Source organism: Sorangium sp. So ce302 (genome assembly GCF_051530145.1).
Classification (GTDB): Bacteria; Myxococcota_A; Polyangia; order Polyangiales; family Polyangiaceae; genus Sorangium; species Sorangium cellulosum_B.
In genome coordinates, this window is record NZ_CP150326.1 from 9,892,953 (window position 1) to 9,918,054 (window position 25,102).

The following is a 25,102-nucleotide window of genomic DNA, read 5'->3' on the forward strand; positions in this document are numbered from 1 at the left end:
GGATTTGTCTATCGGACCACAAGAGCAGGCGCGAGATCGAGATCCCCGAATTCAGACAAGGCCCATCAATCGCCAGCACCTGCCTCCTCCCAAATACACACTGGCGTCGTGGTGTCCATACTTCATACTGCGTAGCGGCCGCATCGCGATGCGGACGACATCGATTTTGCACGCTTTTACAAGCTTTGGCCCAGCTTGGCGCCTGCTTCTCCTGCCCAGGTGACAGCCGGCCCTGATGTCTGAGGAGCGTACGACAGATCAGCAAGCACGGTGTGCGCGCAGGTGTGCGCGCGTCGAACGTCTCGACGCGGCGCGCGGTTGCTCCACGCGCATCGATGCGACCGACCCCTATCAGCAACAAGGAGGTCATCCGCGATGAACGAAATTTCCTATTCCCCGCTCTCACTGGAGCAAGAACGTGCTTGGGTGCTCGCCCGGAGTCGAGGCGCCGCGCCAGGCTTGAACGAAGGGGGCGCGGCGTGGCTGGACGGCGAGCTGGACGTGCCCAGGCTGGTCCATGCTATCGAGAGGCTCACGGCGCGCCAGGCGATCCTGAGGACATCCTTCGCAGAGCGCGAGGGGCAGCCGGTGCAGGTCGTCTCGCCGCGGGCAGACATCGACTTCCTCGAGGTGGATCTCGGCGCCGAAGGGCAGCCCGCCTCGGATGGAGCCGCGCTCGCGATGGCCCGCCGGGAGATCGCTCGGCCCCTCGATCTGGAGCGCGGCCCCCTCTGGCGCGTGAGCCTCATCCGGGTGCATCCAGGGCGCCGCCTCATCGCGCTCTCCATGCACCCCCTCCTCTCGGATGGCAAACCGAGCGTTGCGCTGTTCTTTTCGGAGCTATTCGACGGCTATCATGGCGTCGAGCTGCAGGCGCCGCCGATACACTACCAGGACCACGCACGGCGGCAGCGGGAGCACAGGACCGCCGAGCTCCTCGACGAGCAGCTCGCGCACTGGCGCCGCGAGCTCTCGGGGGCACCGGAGGCGCTGGAGATCCGGACGGATCGGCCGCGGCCCGCGGTGCGGACCTTCGCCGGAGGTTCGGTGGAGTGCGCGCTCGATCAGGAGCTCGTGCGAGGGCTCCGCGCGCTGGCCCGGGAGGAGGACGTGGCGCTGTCCGCGGTCCTGCTCGCGGGAATGCACGCCGTGCTCCATCGCCATACCGGCCAGGAAGACGTCCTCATCGGCGTTCCGCTGTCCGGACGAGACGAGGAGACCCAAGGCCTCATCGGGGCATTCGGAAATCTCGTGACCGTACGGGGCAGGCTGGGCGCGGATCCGAGCTTTCGCGCGCTCCTGCGCCAGGTGCGCCGCTCCCTGCAGGAGGGGAGCGAGCACGGGGATCTCTCCTTCACCTCTCTGGTCGAGCAGCTCTCACTGCCGCGGGATCCAAGCCGCGCACCGCTCGTCCAGGCCACCTTCTCCAGCGAGCCGAGCACGCTGGAGCCGAAGCGAGGCCCTCTGCTCACGCTGACGGAGGTGGCGCTCGAGGCGACCGAGGTGGCCTTCGAGCTCGCCGTCCGTGTCGAGGAGACCGACACGGTCCTTTTTGCGCGCGTCGATTACAATCGAGACCTCTTCGAGCGCGCGACGGTCGAGCGGCTGCTCGGGCACTGGGCGGTGCTGCTCCGCGGGGCGGCGGGCGACCCGGAGCAGCGCGTCTCGGAGCTGCCGGTCCTGACCGAGGAGGAGCGCCGCGCGCTGCTCGCGTGGAACCGCGGCGAGGTGTTCGATCCGCCGCGCGATCGGCTGCACGAGCGGGTCGAGGCGCACGCCCGGCGCACCCCGTCCGCGGTGGCGGTGGTGTTCGAGGGACAGCGTCTCACCTATGCCGAGCTCGATCGAAGGAGCAACCAGATAGCCCACCTCCTCCGGGAGAGCGGCGCGGGGCCCGAGGTCCCGATCGGCGTCTGCCTGGAACGATCGCTCGAGGTGATCGTGGCGCTGCTCGGCGTCCTCAAGTCCGGCGGCGCCTATGTCCCGCTCGACCCCTCTTACCCGGCGGACCGGCTCGCCTTCCTGCTGGAAGACGCCGGCGTGCCCGTGATCCTCACCGAGGAGCGCTTCGCCTCCCGGCTCCGGAGCGGGAGCGCGAGGGTGGTGTGCCTCGACGCGGATCGGGCCATGGTCGAGCGGCAGCCCGAGGACAAGGTAGGGCCCGCGCCGAACGAGGGCCCGGAGAACCTCGCGTACATCATTTACACCTCGGGATCGACCGGGAAGCCCAAGGGCGTGATGGTCAGCCACGCCAACGTCCTTCGCCTGTTCGACACCACCGCCGGATGGTTCCGCTTCGGCGATCAGGACGTGTGGACGACGTTCCACTCGTTCGCCTTCGACATCTCCGTCTTCGAGATCTGGGGCGCGCTCCTCCACGGCAGTCGCCTCGTCGTCGTGCCACGGCCGGTGATCCACGCGCCGCAGCTGTTCTACAGGCTCCTCGGCGAGGAGGGCGTAACGGTGCTCACCCAGACGCCGTCGGCGTTCCGCCTGCTCGTTCACGCCGAGGAGACGATCGAGCCGGAGGCCAGAGAGCGACTCGCGCTCCGGCTCGTGATCTGCGGCGGTGAGGCCCTCGACGTGACCGCGCTGAAGCCGTGGTGGGAGCGCCACGGCGACAGGGTGCCCGCGATCCTCAACCTCTACGGACCCACCGAGACCACCATGTTCGTCACCTACCGCCCTGTCGGCCTGTCCGATCTCGAGCGGCCCTGGTCGAGCATGATCGGCCGCGCGGTCCCCGATACGCAGGTGCTCCTCCTCGATCGCAACCGCGCGCTCGTCCCGGTCGGCGTCCCCGGAGAGATTCACGTCGGCGGCGCGGGCCTCGCGCGCGGCTACCTCCACCGGCCCGAGCTCACGCAGGAGCGGTTCATCGAGCACCCGTTCAACGACGACCCAGGCGCTCGCCTGTACAGGACAGGTGATCTCGCGAGCTATCTCCCGTCGGGAGACCTCGAGTACCTCGGTCGGGTCGACGACCAGGCGAAGATCCGCGGCCACCGCATCGAGGTGGGCGAGATCGCGTCGGTGCTGGCCCAACACCCCGAGGTACGCGAGGCCGTCGTGGTGCCGCGCGAAGACGCGCCCGGGGAAAAGACGCTCGTTGCCTACGCGGTCCCTCACCGGACGAGCCAGGGCGACCCGGCCAGCGACGAGCGCGTGTTGGCTCCGGCGCTCCTCGCCTTTCTTGAGAGCAATTTGCCGAGCTTCATGGTCCCGTCCGCGATCGTGCTGCTCGCGTCGTTCCCCACCACGCTGAACGGGAAACTCGACCGCAAGGCGCTGCCCGCGCCGAGCGGCGCTCGTCCGGAGCTCCGGCGGGCGCTCCCGGCGCCGCGCTCCGAGCTGGAAGAAGAGCTGGCGCACCTCTGGAAGGAGCTCCTGCGCGTCGATCACGTCGGCGTGCACGACAGCTTCTTCGCGCTGGGCGGCGACTCGCTGCACGCGCTCCGGCTGTTTTCCCGCTTGCGCGGTGCCTTCGGGATCGACGTCACCTTCCAGCAGCTCTTCGCCCACCCGACCATCGCCGCGCTCGCGGCGCTGATCAGTGGAAAGGAGCGCGCCGCGGCTCGGAGCGATCAGGCCATTCCGAGAGGCGCCCGAACGGGATCGATCCCCCTGTCGTTCGCGCAGGAGCGCATGTGGTTCCTCCACCGGCTCGCGCCGGAGAGCAGGGCCTACAATTGCCTCTGTCCCTTCCGCCTCGCCGGAGACATCCACGTCACGGAGCTCGACAGGAGCCTCCGTGAGCTCGTCCGCAGGCACGAGATCCTGCGCACGGTCTATACGGAGCTCGACGGCCAGCCCGTCCAGATCGTCGCCGAGGACGCCTCCTTCCGGCTCGAGGTCGCGGATCTCCAGCACCTCTCCGGGGAGGAGCGAGAGGCCCAGGCGGAGCAGCACCTCTCGTCGGAGGCCCAGAGGATCTTCGATCTGAAGCGCGGCCCCGTCTTCCGCGCAGGGCTGCTCCGGCTCGGGCCTCGGGATCACGTCCTCTGGTTGCACATCCACCACATCGCCGTCGACGGTTGGTCGCTCGAGGTCGCTTACCGTGAGATCGCGGCGATCTACGATGCCTTCTGCCGGGGGGCTCCGGCGGCGCTGCCGGACGCGCCGCTCCAGTACGCCGATTTCGCCTCGTGGCAGCGCGAGCAGATGACCGAAGAGGTCCTGTCGGAGCTGCTCGCCGGCTGGAAGCAGAGGCTCCTCGACGTGCCGCCCTTGCTCGAGCTGCCGAGCGATCACGTCCGGCCGGCGGTCCAGACCTTCCGCGGCGCGACCCTCCCGTTCCAGCTCGATCTGGAGGTCGGAAGGGCGGTCCGGGACCTCAGCGCGCGAAACAACGTGACCGTGAACATGGTCCTCCTGGCCGTGTTCGCCGTCCTGCTCCACCGCACCACGCAACGCGACGACCTCCTGGTCGGCCTGCCGAGCGCGGGCCGGGATCACGCCGATCTCGAGGCGGCGATCGGCTTCTTCGTCAACGTGGTCCCCATCCGGATCGACGTCTCCGGTGGGCCGTCGTTCGAGGAGCTGCTCCGCCGCGTGAGGGGCGTGTGCCTGGACGCCTACGCGCACGACGGGCTCCCGTTCGAGCGGCTCGTCCAGGAGCTCCAGCCGGAGCGCGACCCGAGCTACAGCCCTCTCGTGCAGATCGTGTTCGCGCCGCAGCCGCCCGCGGAGCGCGAGCTCCACCTCGGCGGGATCGAGGCGCGCGCCATCGCCACGGACACGAGGAAGACGATCTTCGACGTCTCGCTCTATGCCTGGGAGAGCGCCGGCGGCGTCGCCGGGATGCTGGAGTACAGCACCGACCTCTTCGAGCGGGCGACGATGGAGCGGATGTTGAGTCACCTCTTCACGCTCCTCGCCGCCGCGACCTCGGACCCCGCGCGCTCCGTCTCGTCGATGCCGCTGCTCCCGGAGCGCGAACGGCGCCGGCTGCTCGTCGATTGGAACGACACCGGCGCCGATTTCCCTCGCGATCGGCGCGTCCTGGATCTGTTCGAGGAGCAGGCGGCGCGCGCGCCGCACGCCGCCGCGGTCGTGTCCGATCGCGGCTCGCTCACGTACGGGGAGCTCGATCGCCGGGCGAACCAGCTCGCGCGCCGCCTGCTCGAGCTGGGCGTCGCGCCCGATACCCTGGTCGCGATCTGCGCGGAGCGCTCGCTGGAGATGGTGGTCGGGATCCTCGGAGTCCTCAAGGCGGGCGCGGCGTATCTCCCTGTGGACGCGGAGATCGCGAGAGAGCGGCTGGCGTTCCTCCTCGAGGACTCCGGGGCGCCGGTGCTCCTCACGCAGGAGCGCCTCGCCGATCGCCTCCCGCCGTTCGCGGGCGCGGTGATCCGCCTCGACGCCGACTGGCCGGAGATGGCGGCGCGCGACGGGTCGCCCCCTCCGGTGTGCGCGGGCCCCCGGGATCTGGCCTATGCCATCTACACGTCGGGCTCGACCGGCCGCCCGAAGGGCGTGCTCGTGGAGCACCGGAGCCTCATGAACCTGGTAGCGTGGCACGTGCGGCGCTTCGCCGTCACCTCCGCGGATCGAGCGACCCTCGTCGCGAGCCCTGGCTTCGACGCGTCGGTATGGGAGCTCTGGCCGTATCTGTGCGCGGGAGCGTGCCTGTTCATCCCCGGGGAGCCGCTCCGCCGCTCCCCGGACGAGCTGAAGGCGTGGCTCCTCGCGCGAGGGATCACCGTCTCGTTCTTGCCGACGCCGGTGGCCGAGGAGCTCCTGCGCCTCGACTGGCCTGCTTCCGTCGCGCTCCGGTACCTGCTCACCGGAGGAGACAAGCTCCGCGTCTGGCCAGGCGCAGGGCTCCCCTTCGAGGTCGTGAACAACTACGGTCCGACCGAGGGGACCGTCGTCGCGACCTCATGTGTCGTGCCGAGGGCGCGGCCGAGCAGCGGGGCTGCGACCCCCGACCCGTCGATCGGCCGCCCCATCGACAACATGCGGGTTTACCTCCTCGATCCGCGCGGTGAGCTCGTCCCGGTGGGCGTCCCCGGCGAGCTTTACCTGGGAGGCGCCGGCGTCGCCCGCGGGTACCTGAACCGGCCCGAGCTCAACGAAGCGAGGTTCCTCCCCGACCGGTTCACGGACGAGCCGGGCGCGCGCATGTACCGCACCGGCGATCGCGCCCGGTGGCTCGCTGACGGAAACATCGAGTTCCTGGGGCGGGTCGACAACCAGGTGAAGATCCGCGGCTACCGTATCGAGCTCGGCGAGATCGAGGCCGTGCTGCGAGAGCACCCCGCCGTGAAAGAGGCCGTCGTGGTGGCGCGGGAAGATGCGCCGGGCAACAAGCGGCTCGTCGCCTACGTCATCCCTCGCCTCGATGACGGGGGCGCCGCGGATCAGGCCCCGGCCCTGCAAGCGGAGCACGTCTCGGCGTGGCAGGCGCTGTACGACGGCACCTACGGGAAGGCCGGCGCCGGCGTGGATCCGGACTTCAACATCACGGGCTGGAACAGCAGCTACACCGGAGAGCCCATCGACGCCGGAGCGATGCGCGCATGGCGGGATCACACGGTCGAGCGGATCCTCTCGTTCCAGCCGCGCCGGGCATGGGAGATCGGCTGTGGGACGGGGCTCCTGCTCCTGCAGCTGGCCCCGCAGTGCGCCGCCTACCTGGGGACCGATTTCTCGGAGAAGGCGATCTCGCTGCTCCGCCCCGAGCTCGCGCGCGGCACGCTCTCGCATGTGTCGCTGCAGCGCCGGGAGGCGAACGACTTCAGCGGCGTCGAGCCGGGCAGCTTCGACGTGATCGTCTTGAACTCGATCGTCCAGTATTTCCCCAGCGCCGATTACCTGCGCTCGGTGATCGAGGGCGCCGTGCGCGCGGCGGCGCCCGGTGGCGTCGTGTTCCTTGGCGACGTCAGGAGCCTTCCCCTGCTCGAGGCGTTTCACACCTCGGTGCAGCTTCACCGCGCGCCCGCGAGCGAGACCTCGGCCGAGCTCTTTGCCCGGGTGCGGCGGGCGGCCCTTGGCGAGGAAGAGCTCGTCCTCGCGCCCGAGTTCTTTCACGCGCTGCCCGGCCAGGTCCCGGGCGTGGAGCACGTGGAGTGCTGGCTCAAGCGGGGTTCGTACGCCGACGAGATGACGCGCTTCCGCTATGACGTGGTCCTGCGCGTGGGCGTGGCGCCCGAGCCCATCGCCATCGGCCGATCCTTGGACTGGGCTGCCTCGGAGGGTCTCGCGGGCGTCGAGCGAGCGCTGCGCGAGGGGGGCTCCGGCGCGCTTCTGGTCCTGGGGATCCCGAACGCGCGCGTGTACGCCGACGTGGTCGCCGCGAGCCGGCTGCGGGAAGGGGGCGGCGCCGAGCTGGACCGCGCCGTCATCGCTGCTCGGAGCGCGGCGGCCGCGATCGAGCCGGAGGCGCTGTGGGCGCTCGGCGCGCGCCTCGGCTGCTCTGTCCGGATCACCGCGTCGAGGACCTCGGGTCCAGGCTGCATGGACGTGGTCTTCGAGCGCTCGGTCGAACGCTCGGTCGAACGCTCGGTCGAACGCTCGGAGGGCGGCGCGCCGCGGCCGCGCGCCTGGGTCCAGGCGCGGCCCGGGGAGATCTCGCCGGCCCGGTCGCTCGCGAACAGCCCTCTCCGGAGGCAGAAGGCGCGCGTCATGCCTGAAGGCCTGCGCGAGCTCGCCGCGGCGAAGCTCCCCGATTACATGGTTCCGGCCGCCTTCGTGAAGCTCGACGCGCTGCCGCTCACCGCGAACGGGAAGGTCGATATCGCGGCCCTTCCGGCCGACGATCGCGCGAGACCCGAGCCGCGGGCGGAGCCACCCGCGCCCGCCTCGAACATCGAGGTGATCGTCTCCGAGATCTGGCGCCAGGTGCTCGGCATCGACGAGGTCGGCCTCGACGATCCTTTCTTCGAGATCGGCGGTCACTCGCTGCTCCTCGCCCGGGTCCGCGCGGGGATCCGGGCGCGGCTCGGCGAGGACGTGCCCATCATGGATCTGTTCCAGTACCCGACGATCCGCAGCCTCTCTGCACGTCTGAAGAGGGGCTCTCGGGCGGCCGCCCCGGCAGAGAGCGCGGCCTCCGGGCGCGAGCGCGGCGCCGCGGCCCCCGCCACCGAAGCGCCCGCGCGGGAGGCGCTCCCCGAGCACGCCATCGCCATCATCGGAATGGCGGGTCGCTTCCCGAAGGCGCGCAGCGTCGACGCGCTGTGGTCGATGCTCGAGGGCGGGGGCGAGGGGATCTCCTTCCTTTCACCCGAGGAGCTGAAGGCGCTCGGCGTGGAGTCGGAGCTCTACCGGTCGCCCGGGTTCATTCCGGCGGCCGGCGTGATCGAGGACGTCATGTGCTTCGACGCGGCGTTCTTCGGCTACAGCGCGCAGGACGCCGTGCTCATGGACCCGCAGCAGCGCGTCTTCCTCGAATGCGCCTGGGAAGCGATGGAGAGCGCCGGCTACGACCCGCTCGCCTACCCGAAGCCGATCGGCGTATTCGCCGGGAGCGACGCGCCGAGCTACTGGATCGAGCACGTCGGGCCGCTTCCGGCCGCGCCGAACTCGGAGCACCACCGGATCTATACCGGGAACGTGACCGACTCCCTGACCACGCGCGTGGCCTACAAGCTGGGGCTCCGGGGGCCCGCGGTGAGCGTCATGACGGCCTGTTCGACGTCGCTCGTCGCCGTGCACCTCGGCTGCCAGAGCCTCCTCACCAGGGAGAGCGACATGGTCCTCGCGGGAGGCGTCGGCATCCTCACGCCGAAGAGGATCGGCTACCTCTACGAGGAAGGCCGGGTCACCTCGCCCGACGGCCATTGCCGGCCCTTCGACGCCGAGCCGAGCGGCATCGTTGCGAGCAGCGGTGTCGGCCTCGTCGTCCTCAAGCGGCTGAAGGACGCGCTGGACGACGGCGACACGATCCACGCCGTGATCCGCGGATCCGCCGTCACCAACGACGGCGCGCTCAAGGTGGGTTACACGGCGCCGAGCCTGGAGGGGCAGGTCGAGACCCTCGCGCGGGCCCACGCCGCTGCCGGCGTGAGCCCGGAGAGCATCACGTACGTGGAGACGCACGGCGCGGGCACGCGGCTCGGCGACTCGATCGAGGTGGCCGCGCTGGCGCGGGTGTTCCGGAAGGCGACCGATAGGGTCGGCTTCTGCGCGCTCGGCTCGGTGAAGAGCAACCTCGGCCACCTCCGCGCGGCGAACGGGGTGACCGGCCTCATCAAGGCGACGCTCTCGCTGGAGCGCGAGCTCATCCCTGGGACGCTCCATTTCCGCCGGCCCAGCCCCGAGATCGATCTCGCGAGCAGCCCGTTCTTCGTCAGCTCCGCGCCGCGCGCGTGGAAGCGCGGCGGAGCCCCGCGCCGCGCCGCGGTGAGCGCCTTCGGCATCGGCGGCACGAACGCGCACGCCGTGCTCGAGGAGGCGCCGGAGAGGGCGCCGTCGGGCCCGTCCAGGCGCTGCCAGCTGCTCGTCGTCTCCGCGAAGACGCGCGCCGCGCTCGAGAGGAGCACCGATCGGCTTGCCGAGCACCTGCGGCGCGCGCCGGAGAGCCCGCTTGCCGACGTCGCGTTCACCCTGCAGCGCGGCAGGGTGCCTTTCGCGCACCGCCGCGCGGTGGTGTGCGCGGATCCGGCCTCGGGCGCGGCCTGCCTCGATCGGCGCGACCCCGCCCGCATCTTCACGCAGGTCGCCGGCAGGCGGCCTCCGGAGGTCGTCTTCATGTTCCCCGGCGCGGGCGCGGAGCATGCCGGCATGGGGCGCGAGCTCTACCTGCAGGAGCGCGCCTACCGCGAGAGCATGGACCAATGCGCCGACCGCTTCCGCCGCGAGCTGTCGGTCGACCTCCGCCACCAGCTCTTCCCCGAGGAGCAGGAGCGCGGCCGCGGCGACGCGGAGATCGGCGCTCCGCGCTTCAGCGCAGCCGCGGCCGCCCTCTTCTCGACCGAGTACGCCTTGGCGCAGCTCCTGATGTCGTGGGGGATCCGCCCGGCCGCGCTGTTCGGGCACGGCGTGGGCGAGGTCGCCGCCGCGTGCGTCGCCGGCACGCTCTCGCTCGACGACGCGGTCGCGCTGGTCGCGCTGCGCGGGCGCGCGGAGGAGGAGGCCACGGGATCAACTCGCCCCGAGGATCGCATCGCCGCGCTGCTCGCGTCGGCCGATCGCGCCCTCCTCGAGGTCGGGCCCGGCTCCACCCTGGCCTCCGTGGCGTCGCGGCACCCGGACGCGGAGCGACGGGTCGCGACCACCCTGGCGGGCCCGGGCGAGGGCGCCGGCGACCTCGAGGCGTTGCTCGCCGCGGTGGGCCGGCTCTGGTGCGCCGGCGTCGACGTGGACTGGGCCGCGTTCTCCCGGGACGAGCGCCGGAGGCGCGTGCCGCTCCCCACGTACCCGTTCGAGCGCACCGCCCACGTGCTCGACACCCCCTGCACCGTGGGCCCGGCCACGGTGCGATCCCTGCCGCCGAAGATCTGGAGTCCGCCGGCGTCGTCCGGTCCTCCCTCGGTCGCGGTGCTCACCGAGCGCGTCCGGGAAGCGCTGCCTCCGAGCTCGCCGGCGCCCCTGAGCCCCGCGATGACGCAGCGGAGCGGGAGCGCCGCGGTCCTCACGGCCAGGCGCGCTGCCGGACAGCTCCTCGTCTCGCTGCAGGCGGGGGCGCCGAACGCCACGCCGCTGTTCCTGATCCCGCCGCTCGGAGGCACGGTCCACCTCTATCGCCCCCTGGTGCCGCGCCTGGGCAGCGAGCAGCCCGTCTACGGGATTCAACCCACCGGGGCGGATCCGAGCGAGCCGAGCCTCATGAGCGCCATGTCCGTCCCCGCGATCGCGGCCCGGTACGTGGAGGAGATCCTGAGCGTCAGGCCCGAGGGTCCGTACCTCCTGGGCGGGCATTCGGCCGGCGGCGTCGTCGCGTACGAGATGACGCAGCAGCTGCTCGCGCTGGGGCGCAAGGTGCCTTTGCTGCTGCTGCTGGACACGGGCAGCGTACAGGGAACGAGCGACCGCTCTCCGGCGAGCGCCCTGGCCCACGAGATGGCGAAGATCCAGGCGATCGCGTCGCAGAGATACCGCGGCTTCATGGCTGCCATGGAGGACGACGCGCGGCTCCGCGCCGAGGTCACGAGCACGTGGCAGGCGCTCGCGAGCTACGCGCCGCAGCCGACGGACGCCAGCGTCCTGTTCCTGCGCGCGCGGGAGCAGATCAGCCCGGAAGACGCGGTCGCCGTCCATGCCTGGATGGACCTCGCGCGAGGGGAGTTTGCGCTCCAGGTGGTGCCTGGCAACCATTTCACGATGATGGATCCGCCCCACGTCGCGCACGTCGCCCGCGCGATCCAGCAGCGCATCGCGGCCGCGGTGAGGCCCGCGCTCGCCGACCCGCTGGAGGGGCGGGCGCTCCGGAGATCGATGGCCAGGCCGCTCGGCGCGGAGAGCGGGCCCGAGAGCGGCCCGCCGTCACACTGAGAGCGCCCCGGCCGCTCCTCACCGCGGGCGCGCGCCGAGGGGCGCGCCGCGGCCCCCCACCCGCTGCAGGGCATAGGCGATGCCGCTCTGGAGCGTCCCCTGCGTGACCACCGCGCCGAGGTCGATCTGCAAGCGAATGAGCGTCTGTGCGACGTCGGGGCGGATGCCCGTGATCACCGCCTGCGCCCCGAGCAGCCGGAGCGCGACGGCGGCGTTCATCAGGGTGCTCGCGACGTCGCCGTCGACCGTCCTCACGCCGGTGATATCGATGATCACGACCTCGGCGCCGCTCGATTCGACCCCCTGGAGCGCCGTGCTCAGGACCTGCTCCGCTCGCTGCCGGTCCATCATCCCGATGAGCGGCATGACCATGATCCGGTCGGTGATCGGGATGATGGGCGTGGAGAGCTCCGCCAGGCGGGCGCTCTGCACGCGGATGATCTCCTCCTGGAGCTCGACGCGCGCGTGCTCGCTCCGCTCCCGCGCCGAGAACTCGACCCTGAGCTGCTCCTCGGCGAGGCGGAGCGACTCCGTGCGCCTGTGCAGGTTCGCGTAGAGCACGGCGTTCTCCACCGCGGTCGCCGCCTGCGCCAGCAGGAGCTTCGAGAGCTCCAGCCGGGCCGGCGTGAACACGTTGGTCGCGGTGTCGTTCTCCAGATAGAGAACGCCGTTCGTGCGCCCCTGGTGCACCATCGCCAGGCAGAGGATCGATCTCGGGTTGTGCGCGGCGACGTATGCATCCGCGGCGAAGCGAGGCTCGTGGCTCGCGTCCGCTAGGACCACCGGCTGCATCGTCCTCGCGACGTACTGCACGATCGAGGCGGGGACCTCGGCGCTGCCCTCGACGGGGAGCAGCAGGCCGACCCTCACCGCGTTCGGATCCACGGTGATCGACGCCTCGATCATCAGCTGGTGATCGCGCTCCAGGACGAGGACCCCCTTCTTCGCGCCGGCGTTCTGGATCGCGATGTCGAGCAGCCGGCTGACCACGCTGTCGAGGACGACCTCGCCGGCGATGGCCTGAGCGGCCCGGATGACCGCCTCGACGTCGAGCACGCTGGTGCTGAGCCTCGTCGTCGAGGTGGTCTGGACCGCGGCCCGGGCGTGCTCCAGCATGCCAGGCGGCGCCGACGTGAGCGCGACCTTCTGCACGAGCTGCGGCGCCTCGGCCGCCAGGCGGTCCGCCTTGGCGGTCGCTCCCCACTGCATGTAGCCGTGGTGGGCGTCGGTCATGTGGGCGCGCGCGCTCCGCGTGAGGCCGTTCGCGTGGTGGAACTTCCCGGCGAGCTCGCTCGCCAGCGCCTGATCGCGCGTGAACCCGGCCTCCTCGGCGCCCTCGATCGCCCTGTCATAGAGCTGCGCCACGGCGTGCCGGTCGCCGCCCGAAACGCGCGCGATCTCCGCCTCGGCGAGGAGATGTTTGTGCGCGTAGCTCCGGGGGCAGAGCTCGGCCCAGCGGGCGAGCTTCTCCCGGTGCGCCGACAGCGCCGCCACGAGCCGCTCCTTCTCGGAGGCCGGCGCGCCGTCGCACGAGGCGGCGAGGGTCAGGCACGAATAGAAGACGAGCTCGGTCGCCCAGAAGTTGTTCACGCAGCCGGCGGTCATCTTCTCCGCGGCGGCCATGAGCGCGCGCGCGGCGCCGTAATCGCCGTGGAGATAGGCCAGCTGGACCTTTTGCGTGTGGTACCACGCGGCCACATAGCTGAGCTCCGGGACCGAGACCGTGCTGGCGAAGGCGGCCTCGTCGAAGGTGTTGTCGCTCAGGGTGTGCGTCCCGGCGGTGCCCCCCGTGAGGTTCGCGACGACCTGCCTTGCGCACGAGAGGATGAGCGTCGTGAGCTTGTCGTTCGTCTTCCGCATGAGCGCGAGATCCTGCTCGATCTCGCCGGCCACCGCGCCGAGATCGTCGCCGAGGCTCAGGCTCGCCGAGATCATGTGAATGCAGCAGTACGACGCGTACGCCAGATCTCCCGACTCGAGGCCGGCCTGCCGGGAGCGGGCCAGGAGCTTCACCGTGTCCCGGAGCGGCTCGAAGAAATGGAGAATGCACGCGAAGGTCAGGAGGAGCATGCACGTGATGCGCTGGTTGGGGATCCGCTCGTTCAGCTCGATACCGACCCTGGCGAACTGGTAGGCTTCCTTGTACCGGTCGTCGGTGGTCCTCGGCTCGAAGACGCCGTCGATCAGGAGCGCCGCATAGAGCACGCACGCGTACGCCGTGGTGCTCGAGGTGCCGCACTCCACCGCGAGGTTGATCTGCATGATGAGCGTGAGCGGACCGAGCACCGGCAGCCCGAGCGCGGAGGCGGGCTGCGTCATGTCGGCGAGGAGACGGAGGATGGTCTGCTTCTCTGGATCGGCGACGGTGGGCAGCCCCAGGAGAGCGGAGATCGGGCGGCTCGCGAGGTGGGCCTGCATCGCCTCGAGCTCTCTGCCGAGCAGCGCGCGCTGCTCCTCGGCCGCCGCGGGGATGTCGACCCCGAGCAGCGCGAGCGCCTCGAGGCCGCACCGCACGACCTCGGAGAGGTCGCCGCGCATCAGGTGGAACGACATGCGCAGGTTGCGGACCTGCGCGCCGTCCAGCGGGGATCTCGCGCGCTCGAGGAGCGCGTCGAACAGCCGCTCGCCGGCGTCGAACTGGCCTGTCAGGCAGAGGCACTCCGCGAGCCCGGTGGTCAGCGCGAAGGTGAGATCGTGCCGCTCGTCCCAGCGCTCCGGGCCGAGCGCGCTCGTGCCGGCCTCGAAGTAGCCCGCGGCCGCCTCGTACGCCGCGCCGGACTTCGCCCTCCTGCCCGCCTCGAGGTTCAAGCGCGCCAGCGCGACGCGCTCTTCCGGATCGGTGATCCGCGGCACGCCGAGGTTCATGTGGGTCGCGACCTCGAAGACCTCACCCTCCATGTCGCCAGGGTCGCTGTCCGCGAGCAGGAGCCGCCCGATCTGGAGGTGGATCTCCTGCTTGCGGGGCTCGTCGAGGAGCCGGTAGGCCGCTTGCTGGACCCGGTCGTGCAAGAACCGGTAGGCGGCGTCGAGCGCGAGCTCCGGCTCGTCCGCCTCGCCGGTCATCGCGCCGCTCAGGGCCGCGTCGAAGAACCTGGAGTCCGCGCCGACGGCGAGGATCAGCCCCTCGCGGAGCGCCGCCGACAGCTCGCCTGCGACCTCGCGGCGCGGCCTGCCGGCCACCCTCGCCAGCGTCTTCAGGTCGAAGCGATAGCCGATGCACGCGGCGAGCGTGAGGGTGCGCTGCGCGCGTCCATCGAGCTCCAGGAGCCTGCCCGCCATGAAGTCAACGACGTTGTCCGTGACCTTCATCCGCTGGATGCGCGGCAGATCCCAGGTCCACTCGCGCCGGGCCGGATCGAAGGAGACGAGCTTCTCCGTGTGCAGCGCCCTCATGAACTGGTTCATGAAGAACGGGTTGCCGTGGGTCTTGCTCATCACATGGCGCGCGAGCGGCTCGGCCCGCTCGGGGTCGCAGGAGAGCGTGTCGGCGAGGAGCCGCGTCACGACGGGAAGCTCGAGCGGCTTGAGGTCGATGTCGCCGACAGCTACCCCGGCCTTGCGCAGCTCCCCCAGGGTGATCGAGAACAGGTGGCTCTCGTCGACCTCGTTGTGGCGGTACGCGCCGATCACGAGGAAATGCTTGATCTCCGGCTCGGTCAGGAGCTGCTCGAGGAGCTTGAGCGAGGCCGGATCCGCCCATTGCAGGTCATCGAGGAAGACGACGAGGGGGTGCTCCTGTGCGGGGATGGCGCTGCAGAACTTCCTGAACGCGAGGTGGAAGCGGGCCTGCGCCTCGGTCGGTCCGAGCGGCTCGACGCCGGGCTGGGGGCCGAGGAGGAGCTCGAGCTCGGGGATGAGGTCGACGAGGTGCTGGCCGTTCTGCCCGACGGCGTTCGCGATTCGCTCCTTCCACAGCGCGAGCGCCTCCGCGGGCTCGGTCAAGAGGGCTCGGACGAGCTCCCGGAAGACATGCGCCACGGCCGCATAGGGGACGGTCCGGTTGAGCTGGTCGAACTTGCCAGCGACGATGTACCCCTTGCCCTGCGCGATGGATTTCTGGATCTCGCCGACGAGGAGCGACTTGCCGATACCGGCGTGGCCGGACACGAGGAGCAGCTCGCTCGCGCCCTGGCTGACGCGCCGCCACGCGCCTTCGAGGACCGCGAGCTCCGCCTCGCGGCCGTAGGCCTTCTGCGGGATCCGGAGCGCGTCCACGTAATCGTGGCGCCCGAGCGCGAACGGCTCGATCGCCGACGCCGCCTCGAGCTGCGCGAGGCACTCGGCGAGATCCATCCGGAGCCCGTAGGCGCCCTGGTATCGATCATCGGGGCTCTTCGCCAGGAGCTTCATGATGATGTCAGAGACGGAGCGCGGTACGTCGGGCGAGACCCGCGCCGGCGGCGGCGGGAGCCTGGCGATGTGGCAGTGCACGAGCTCCAGGAGGTCCTTCGTCGGGAAAGGGAGCTTGCCCGTCACCATCTCGTACAAAGTGACCCCCAGGGAGTAGAGGTCCGTGCGCAGGTCGATAACGCGGTTCATCCGCCCGGTCTGCTCCGGCGACATATACGCCAGGGTGCCCTCGAAGGCGGCGGGGCTCCTCGGCCGCTGTGCCTCCTGGGAGAGGCGGGTGGCGCTGCCGAAGTCCATGATCTTGGCGTTCCACGTGGACGCTTCGACGATGATGTTCTGCGGCTTGATGTCCATGTGAACGGCCCCGCCCCGATGAATGGATTCGAGCGTGCTCGCGATGGATATCGCGATCCGGAGCGCGTCCTTGAGCGTGAGGGAGCGTGCCGTGATGAGCTCATGGAGCGTGCAGCCCCCGGCGTCTTCCATGATGAGCGCCAGGCTCGCCCCGATCTTCACGATGCCCAGGACGTGAACCACGCCTGGCAGCGCGAGCTCCTTGGCGATGGCGTACTCGTAGCGAAGCCTCGCGACCTCGGCCGGCGCTGGGCGCTCGTTCCTGAGGCGCTTGACCGCGACAGGGGCCCGGTCCTCGTTGCGGTATCCTCGGTACACGGTCGACGCAGCGGATTCGTGGATGAGGCCTGTCAGGGTGTACCCGGGGATACCGATCATGGACCAGTTGTAGAGCGCTTCTGTGCGCTGCATCAAGCGGTCCGCACGGCCATTCGAGGGAAATCTACCCCGGCGCCGCCGTGCTCTCCAACCCGGGTGCACCAGTCCACAATGTGCGGGCATGAAGTTGGTCTCGGAGCGCGCCGGGCCCAGCGTGCGCGGCGAACGGATCGGAGCAGGCGGCGTCGATCCTCATCTCGCCCCGCCATGGATTCGCCCGGCCAAGGTCGCCACGTGCGCCACCAGATCCGGTGGCTTCACCGGCTTGGCCAGATGCATCTGGTATCCGGCCATGAGCGCCCGCGCGCGGTCCTCGGCGCGCGCAAATGCGGTCAACGCCAGCGCCGGCACGCTCCCCCCGCGCTCTTCCGGCAACTGCCGCACCTTCTGGATCAGCTCATACCCGCCCTCGTGCGGCATACCGATGTCGCTCACCAGGACCGTCGGCTGGTCCCGCTCCATCTCCGCCAGAGCCTCCACGACCGAACCCGCCGTCCGCACCTCCGCCTGGCACTCCGCCAGTATCCGCAGGAGCAGCTCTCGCGTGTCCGGCTCGTCGTCCACCACCAGCACCCGCACCCCCTTCAGGCTCAAGAGCTCCCCGGCGCGGTGCCATGACGGCCGGCGCTGCGGCATCGGCGGCGGCTCTCCTCCGGCCAGCGCCTCAACGTGCTTGGCCAAAAGCGGCAGCTTCACCGTGAAGCTCGCCCCCTGATCCTTCCCCGCGCTGGCCGCCTCCACCGTCCCCCCGTGCAGCTCCACCAGGTGCTGCACGATCGAGAGACCCAGACCCAGCCCGCCGTACTCGCGCGTGGTCGAGGCGTCTGCTTGCCGGAATTGCTCGAACACGTACGGCAAGAACTCCGGCGCGATGCCGATCCCCGTGTCGCTCACCGCGAGGCGCGCGTACGTCCCCTCGCGGCGCAGCGATACCTTCACCTGCCCGCCTTGCCGCGTGAACTTCATCGCGTTGCTGACCAGATTCCACACGATCTGCTGGAGGCGATTCGGGTCCCCCATGACCTGTTCCCCGGCCGACTCGACGCTGAGCTCCAGGCGGATCCCCTTCGCCTTCGCCGCCGGCTCCGCCGATTCCAGCAGCGTTTCGAGCATCTCGGCCAGATCGACCACCTCCACGTCGAGGCTCAGCCGCCCGCCGACGATGCGCGACATGTCCAGGAGATCGTCGACGAGCTTGGATTGCGCCCGCGCGTTCCGCTCGATCGTCCCGAGCGCCCGGCCCAGGATCTCGTCCGATGGGCCGCGCATGCGGAGCAGCTGCGACCAGCCGAGGATCGCGGTGAGCGGCGTCCGCAGCTCGTGGCTCAGCAGCGCCAGGAACTCATCCTTCAGCCGCCCCGTACGCTCGAGCTCCGCCCGCGCCGCCTGTTCGCGGGAGAGGAGCATCTCCCGCTCCGCCTCGGTCCGCTTTCGATCGCTGATGTCCGTGGAGATCCCGCAAACCGCATACGACCGGCCCGACTCGTCGAAGAGCGGACACTTGATCGAGATGTACGTGTGGAGCCCATCGTCCTGGGGCACGATCTCTTCCATCTCCAGCGGCCCCCCGGCCGCCGCCACCCGCTTGTCGAAAGCGCGAAATGCGTCGGCGCACTCCGCGGGGAACAAATCATACTCGGTCTTGCCGGCGATCGACCGCGCGGTCACATGAAACAACTCTTCGTAGCGGCGGTTGACCATCAAAAAGCGTCCTTCGAGGTCCTTGACGTAGATGACCGCCGTGGAGTTGTCGATGATGGCCTGAAGCAGGTGCTGGCTCTCGCGCAAAGCGACCTCCGCGCGCCGGCGCTCGGCGTTCTCCGCCTCGAGAGCGGCGTTCGAGCTCGCCAGCTCGGCCGTGCGCTCTCGCACCCGTTGCTCGAGCTCCTGGTGGGCACGCAGGAGCTGCGCGTTCTTCGCCTCGAGCTCCTTCTGCGCCTCGCGCAAGCTCAGGTGCGTCCTGATCCGCGCGAGCACCTCTTCGATCTCGAACGGCTTGGTGATGTAATCGACGCCCCCCGCCTCGAACCCCACGAGCTTGTCCGCCACCTCTCCGAGGCAGGTCATGAAGATCACCGGAATGTCCCGGGTGCTCTCGGCCGCCTTCAGGCGCCGGCATGTCTCGAACCCGTCGATCCCGGGCATCACAACGTCCAGCAGGATCAGGTCGGGTTTCATGAGGCTGGCCCGCTTCAGGGCCGCCTCCGCGTCCTCGGCGGCGAGCGCCTGATGACCCGCGGATTCCAGATGATCCACGAGCAGGGCCAGGTTGGCGGGCATGTCGTCCACGATGAGGATCGTGGGCTCACGAGCGCCGGGCGCAGAGGCTCTGCTCATGATCGTTGACCGTCGGCCACCACCTGGCCTGCCGCGGCGTGCTCCTCGACGAACTCCTGCAGCTTTCGCATCTGGTACGTCCGCGCCAGCGTCTGGAGCTGATCGAGCCAGGGGCCGAGTCGCGGCTCGTTTTGCTGCATCCGCTCCGCCTCCGCCAGCACCTTCCGGATACGGCCCGACGCCACCAGCCGCGACAGCAGCGAGAGCTGTTCGGCCGAGGGCGGCACCAGCGCGCTATCCCCCTTCACCGCCGTGGGGGCGGCGGCGTTCACCGGTTCATGCGTCCATTCCACGCGCAGGAAACGCGCGATCTTCTCGAAGAGCAGGCTGGCATGCACCGGCTTCGGCAAGAAGTCGTCCCAGCCGGCGTGAGCCCCCTTCGGCTGTTCGGCGGCGGTGACGTTCGCCGACGAGGCCAGGATCACCACCCCGCCGAGCTCGGGCATCTGCCGAAGGCGGCGCGTGGTCTCATAGCCGTCCAGGCCTGGCATGGCCAGGTCCATCAGGATCAGCGCCGGCCTGTGCTCCAGGGCCAGCCGCAGCGCGGCTTCGCCGCCGTCGGCCTCGACGAGGTCGAAGCCGATGGGGACCAGCAGATCGCAGAACAAAGAGCGGTTGCCGGGGTTGTCGTCCACGACGAGGATCTTGCGGCGCTCGCCGCGATACCCGGTGATCGTGGCCCACGCCGGGGCCTCGTCGGCGGCCGCGGAAGAGAGCGCCTCGGCGAGCGTGAGCGTCACGATGAACGCGCTGCCTTTGCCGAGCTCGCTCTCGACATGGATGGTCCCGCCCATATGCTCGATGATCCTCTTGCTGATGGCGAGGCCGAGCCCGGTGCCCTCGCTCTTCGCCCTCTGGTCTCCCACCTGCACGAAGGGCTCGAAGATGCGCGCGAGGTGCTCCGGGGCGATGCCGGCGCCCGTGTCCTCGATCCGGAAGCGCACGTCGCGCTGCCCATCTCCGCCCTCGTCCAGTACGTCGACGAGCAGGGTGACCGCGCCGCGTTCGGTGAACTTGATGGCGTTGCCGAGCAGGTTCAGGAGCACCTGCGTCAAGCGCTTCTCGTCCGCGTGCACGGCGGCGAGCGCCGGGCCCCGCACCTCGTGGGTGAAGGCGATGCCCCTCTGTTCGGCGCGCACGCCGCAGAGATCCACCACGTTGTGCACGAAGGAGGGAAAGTCGAACCTCCGGGGGACGAGCTCCATCTTGCCGGCCTCGATCTTCGCGAGGTCCAGGAGGTCATTGAGCAACGCCAGCAGGTGCTCGCCCGATCTCTTCACGATCTGCACCCCTTCGCGGCTCTTCGGCGAGAGCTCGGGCGCTCGCATGAGGAACTGAGCGTAGCCCAGGATGCCATTGAGGGGCGTGCGCAGCTCATGGCTCATGCTCGAGAGGAAATCGCTCTTCGCTCGATTGGCGCGGTCGGCCGCCTCCTTGGCGATCCGCAGCTCCGCCGTCCGCTCCTGGATCTTGACCTCCTGGTCCCGGTACAGCACGGCGTTCTCGACGGCGATCGCCGCCTGCGAGGCGAGCACTGACAAGAGCTCCACGCGCGCCGGAGGGAACGCCGACGGCACGTCGCGGTGCTCCAGGTACAGCACGCCCACCACGTGGCCCCGATGCGTCAAGGGCAGCGCCAGCAGCGAGAGCACCGCGTACAATGCCAGGTACGGGTCGCCGGCGAAGCGCGCGTCGGACCTCGCGTCGCCTGTCACCACCGGCTCGCCCGTGCGGGCCGCATATTGCACCACCGAAACCGGCACGTCGTGGCTCTGCCCGAGAGGCTCCGACAGGCCCGCCTCGATGCGGGTCCCCTCCACCCAGAGCCGAGCGACGACCGAGAGCGCCTCCCCTTCGCTGAGCACCAGGGCGCCGCGCTGCGCCCCCGCGTTCTCCAGCGTGAGCTCCATCAGCCGGCCCACCACGCGCCCCGGGTCGAGCTCGCCCGAGAGCGCCTGCGCCGCGCGCACCGCGGTTTTCACGTCGAAACTCGCGCCCGTGGACCCGCCCGTTGTCGTGGTGGTCGCCGTCACGGTCGTGCGCTCGGAGGCCGACTCGTGCATGGACGCCTTGAGCACGGCGGGATACCTCGCGCCCAGATGGGCGACCACCGCGTCAGCACCCCAGCGCGCGTAGGCGTCGCGCGCCTCGCGCAGGTACATCGCCCCGACGTGGCTCTTGCCCTCCTCCAGCCGAGACTCGGCGGCGAGCTGGGCTGCCAGGGCCTCGATGTGCAGGAAGCGGTGCTCGCGGGCCAGCTCGATGGCCTCGTCGTATCTGGCCGCTGCCTCCTCGGGCTTGCCCAGGACGCGGGCGTATTCCGCCTCGCCGAGGCGCAGCTTGTGGAGGAAATTGGCCTCGCAGCCTTCGGTGAAGTAGCGCAATCGGGCGAGGCTGTGCTCGATGTGCTGCCGCAGCCGCGCCCGTTCCTCGTCCGTGACGGCGTCGGGCCAGCGCTTCGCTGCTGCGAGCGCGAGAAAGAGCGCGATGTCTGTCACCATCGGAATCCCGAGGAGGTCTGCCTGGAATTGCTCCGCCTCCCGCATCCTCGACAGCGCCCGCTCCCACTTGCCGACGGCGCAGAACAGATACCCTTCCAGGGTACGAGCGAACCCTCCGGTGTACCTGTCCCCGTCGGCAAGGAGGGAGCGAGAGCCTCGCGGCAACGGCTCCTCCTCCAGGAGGCGCTCGGCGCCGTCAGGAGACATCAAGACATCGCAAAAGGACGCGACCAGCTCGAAGTGGTGTCGTCCGACGGCGTCCCCTGCGCGCTGCACCAGCTCCCAGCGCGCCTTGTGCTGCGCATCGACCTGGCCGAGCGGCAGGCCGCGCCACAGCCGGTAGTAGAGCAAGTCGCACAGGAGCCCCCAGCTCGTGCCTTGAAACGACCCGATCTTCAGGCCGGCTGCGATGGCTTGCTCATAGACGGGGGACGCTTCATCGATGGGCCTCGAGTGGCCCAGGTAGATCCCCTTGAGCGCGAGGCACTCGGGGAGCATCGCGGAGCCCACCCGCTCTGCGGCGCGCACCCCGGGCGTGAGCCAGCGCATGGTGCGGCGATACATGCCCGTCGCCACCGACCACGCGTTGGCGAAGCTGCAGATCATGAGGGTGGCGGCGGGCGTGAGCGCGTCCCGCCGTATCGCCTCGGACACGATGCGGGCGATGACGAGCGAATACAGCATCGGCCGGCCACCGTAGATCGCGCAGAGCTGCGCCTGCGTCATCAGGGCATCGATGAGCCGGTGCTCCAGCGACGGATCGACCGGCATTCGTTCAAACCCGTCCGGCTCGTGATCGAGCCAGTGATCCAGCGCGGTGGACTCTCGCAGGAGCGCGACCTGGCACGCCTCATCCGTGTCGGGGAACGTGATGCCCTGCTTCGCGAGGGCGGCCATCCCGAGCCCGATTCCCCGCGTGTACTCGCCCGTGGCGACGCAGCAGCGCGTGCGGATCTCCTGCGCCGAGAGCCAGGCGACCTCCGGCAGAGGCCTGTCCAGCAAGGCGAGCGCCCGCGCCTCGACGTCGTCGAACTCCCGCAGCAGATAGGCGGCCTCCAGGCGCTCGAGCCCGATCTTCACCGACAGCGCGCGCTCCTGCTCCCAGGCCCGTTCGCCGAGGAGCGCCTGGGCGCTGTTCAGCAGGTTGGTCATCAACCGGTACGAGCTCGCCGCCTTCGCGGCGCGCGCGGCCTCCAGGTTCAGCCGCGCGAGCTCCTTGCGCTCCTCCACGGACTCTAGCCGCGCCGCGCCCAGGTTCAGGTGCCGCACGAGCTCCAGGAACTGCTGGGCCGTCCCCCCCTCGGCCCGATAACGCGCCTCTAGCCGACGGCCGATCTCGAGGTGCGCGAGCACCCGCTGCTCCGGCGAGATCCGCTCATAACTCGCCTGCTGCACGCGGTCGTGCAGGAACCGGTAGGCCGCGTCCATCGCCGCCGCGCCGATGACCCCGAGCGCCTGCGCGGGGCGGTAGGCCCCATCGACCGGCACCACCAGCTCCGCGTCAAGCGCCGGCCATAACGCCCCCGTCACGCGGGCGCGCTCCCACCCGCTGAGCCGCTCCAGGTCGTGCAGGTGGAACGTGTGGCCTGCGCAGGCCGCGAGCCCCAGGAGCTGCTGCGTCGGCTCGGGCATCTCACGGACCTTGTCCGTCAGGAGCGCCACCACGTTGTCGGTGACGCCCGCCTTCTCCAGCGACGATTGCTCCCACCGCCACGCCCCGGTCTCCGGGTCCCTCACCACCTGCTTCTGCCGGTGCAGGGAGAGCAGCAGCTGCTCCAGGAAGAAGGGGTTTCCGCGGGTCTTTCGCGAAAGCACGCGCGCCAGCGGCTCCACCCGCGCGGGCTCGCTCTCCAGCGTCCGCGAGCACCACTTTTGCACCTGCTCTGCCGACAGCGGGCCCACCGTCATCCGCGAGACGTTGGCATCGCTCTTTTCCACCGCCTCCACGAGCTTCCACAGCGGGTGCTCGGGCGGCGTCTCGTTGTCGCGGTACGCCGCGATCACCAGCAGCGATTTGCGCTCCACGTCCGTCAGCAATGTCTGCAGGATGATCAGCGTGGCGCTGTCGGCCCATTGCATGTCGTCCAGGAACATCACCAGCGGCGGGTTCGGCGCCGTGACGGCTCGCACGAAATTCAGCCACGTGAGCTTCTGCCGGTTGAGCACCTGCTCGCCCTCCACCGGCGGCACCGGCGGCAGCTTGCCCATGACCAGGTCGAGCTCCGGCACGACGTCCGCGATGAGCCGCGCGTTGTCCCCGACCTCGCGCCGGATCCGCTCCTGCCAGGCCTCGAGCACCGCTTCCGAGCTGGAGAGCCATTGGCGCATCAGCGCCCCGAACGCTTGCGCCAGCGCCGCATAGGGCGTCGACCGCGCGAGCTGATCGTGCTTTCCCGCGATCAGGAGCCCGCGCCCCGCCTGCGCGATATCCCTGTAGACCGTGCGCACCAGCGCCGTCTTGCCGATGCCCGAGGGGCCGCCGACGAGCAGGAGCTCCGTCATGCCCTGCGCGGCGCGCGCAAAGGACTCGCCCACCCGCTCGACATCGCGCTCCCGCCCCACGAGCACCTGCGGCAACCGGAGCTTGCGCGAGAAGTCCTTTCTTCCCAGGCCGAACGGCTCCACCGTGCCCCGCTCGTCCCATTGACGGAGGGCCTCCTCCAGATCCTCCGCCGCGCCGCGGGCCGTCTGGTAGCGCCGCTCGGGATCCTTGGCCAGGAGCTTCGCCACGATGGCTGCCACGGCCCTCGGCACCTCCGGGGCGACGGCGTCGAGCGGAGGCGGGTCCTTGGCCAGGTGCGCGTGCACCAGCGAGAGCGGATCGCGCTCCGTGAACGGAAGCCGCCCCGACATCACCTCGAAGAGCGTCACCCCCAGCGAGTAGAGGTCGGTGCGCGTATCGAGCGCGCGCGCTGTGCGCCCCGTCTGCTCCGGGGAAATATAGACCAGCGTCCCCTCCAGCGCCTCGGGGATGCTCGCCTCGGTCGCCTCCTGGGACAGCAGCGAGGCGATGCCGAAGTCGAGCAGCGTGGCCCTCTCGCACGCCTCGTCCACCAGCACGTTTTGCGGCTTGATGTCCTTGTGCATCACGCCGGCGGCGTGCACCCCCTCGAGCACCCGTGACAGGAGCCGGCCGAGCCGCAGCGCCGCCCCGAGCGGCACGCGCCCCTGCTTGGCGAGCAAGCGATCGAGCGACCCGAGGCCGGGATCCTCCAGCACCAGCGCCGCCGTGCCGCCCCGCTGCTCCAGCGCCCGCGCGCGCGCCACCCCGGGCACCTCGGCGAGCTGCATGAGCACCTGGTGCTCGTGGATCAGCCGCCCCATCACGCGCGGACTGGCCACCTCGGCCACGGGGATCTTGATCGCCACGCGCGCCCCCGAGGGGACATGGACCGCGCGCCATACCCGTGTCTCGTTGCCGTCGTAGATTACCTTTTCCAGCGTGTAATCCCGCAGCTCCATCATTGCCCCCCTCGCATCCTTCAGGGGCGCTGCTGTCGGAGGATCATCGTAGTGTCGAGCAGGACGGAATGCGACCGGCGATCCTCCCTCCGGGGATTTTTTCGGGCGACCTCTGCTGCACGACAAGGCCGTGGTCGTCCCTGCGCCAATCGGCGACCGAGCGGGTTCCTTCGCGAGCTGTCCCCCCGCACCAGTCAGCTTGTCAGGCACCATGAGCGCTGAACCAAACCGGACCGAGCCAGACGGCCGAGGGCATCGGTGTTCACCAAGCGCGTTCGGTCGCG

Annotated in this window: 4 protein-coding genes; 1 reads left to right on the forward strand and 3 read right to left on the reverse strand. The window is 70.2% G+C overall.

Features of this window, described 5'->3' with window-relative positions:
- Positions 1-375: 375 nt before the first annotated feature.
- A complete protein-coding gene (locus WME73_RS37545) occupies positions 376-11,436 on the forward strand; it encodes an amino acid adenylation domain-containing protein (RefSeq protein ID WP_437912681.1) in 11,061 nt (3,686 codons plus the stop codon).
- A gap of 18 nt (positions 11,437-11,454) precedes the next feature.
- Here WME73_RS37545 and WME73_RS37550 read toward each other — a convergent pair whose 3' ends face one another.
- From WME73_RS37550 to WME73_RS37560, 3 genes are all read right to left on the reverse strand, one after another.
- On the reverse strand, positions 11,455-16,551 hold the full coding sequence (locus WME73_RS37550) for a protein kinase domain-containing protein (protein ID WP_437912682.1): 5,097 nt from the start codon (positions 16,549-16,551) through the stop codon (positions 11,455-11,457).
- Between the two features lie 159 nt (positions 16,552-16,710).
- Positions 16,711-18,855 carry a response regulator gene (locus tag WME73_RS37555; protein WP_437741118.1) on the reverse strand — a complete coding sequence of 715 codons (2,145 nt, stop codon included), beginning with the start codon at positions 18,853-18,855 and terminating at the stop codon, positions 16,711-16,713.
- Entirely contained in the window at positions 18,852-24,821 is a 5,970-nt protein-coding gene (locus WME73_RS37560) for an AAA family ATPase (RefSeq protein WP_437912683.1), read from the reverse strand. Before WME73_RS37560 ends, WME73_RS37555 begins: the two co-directional genes overlap by 4 nt.
- Between the last annotated feature and the right edge of the window lie 281 nt (positions 24,822-25,102).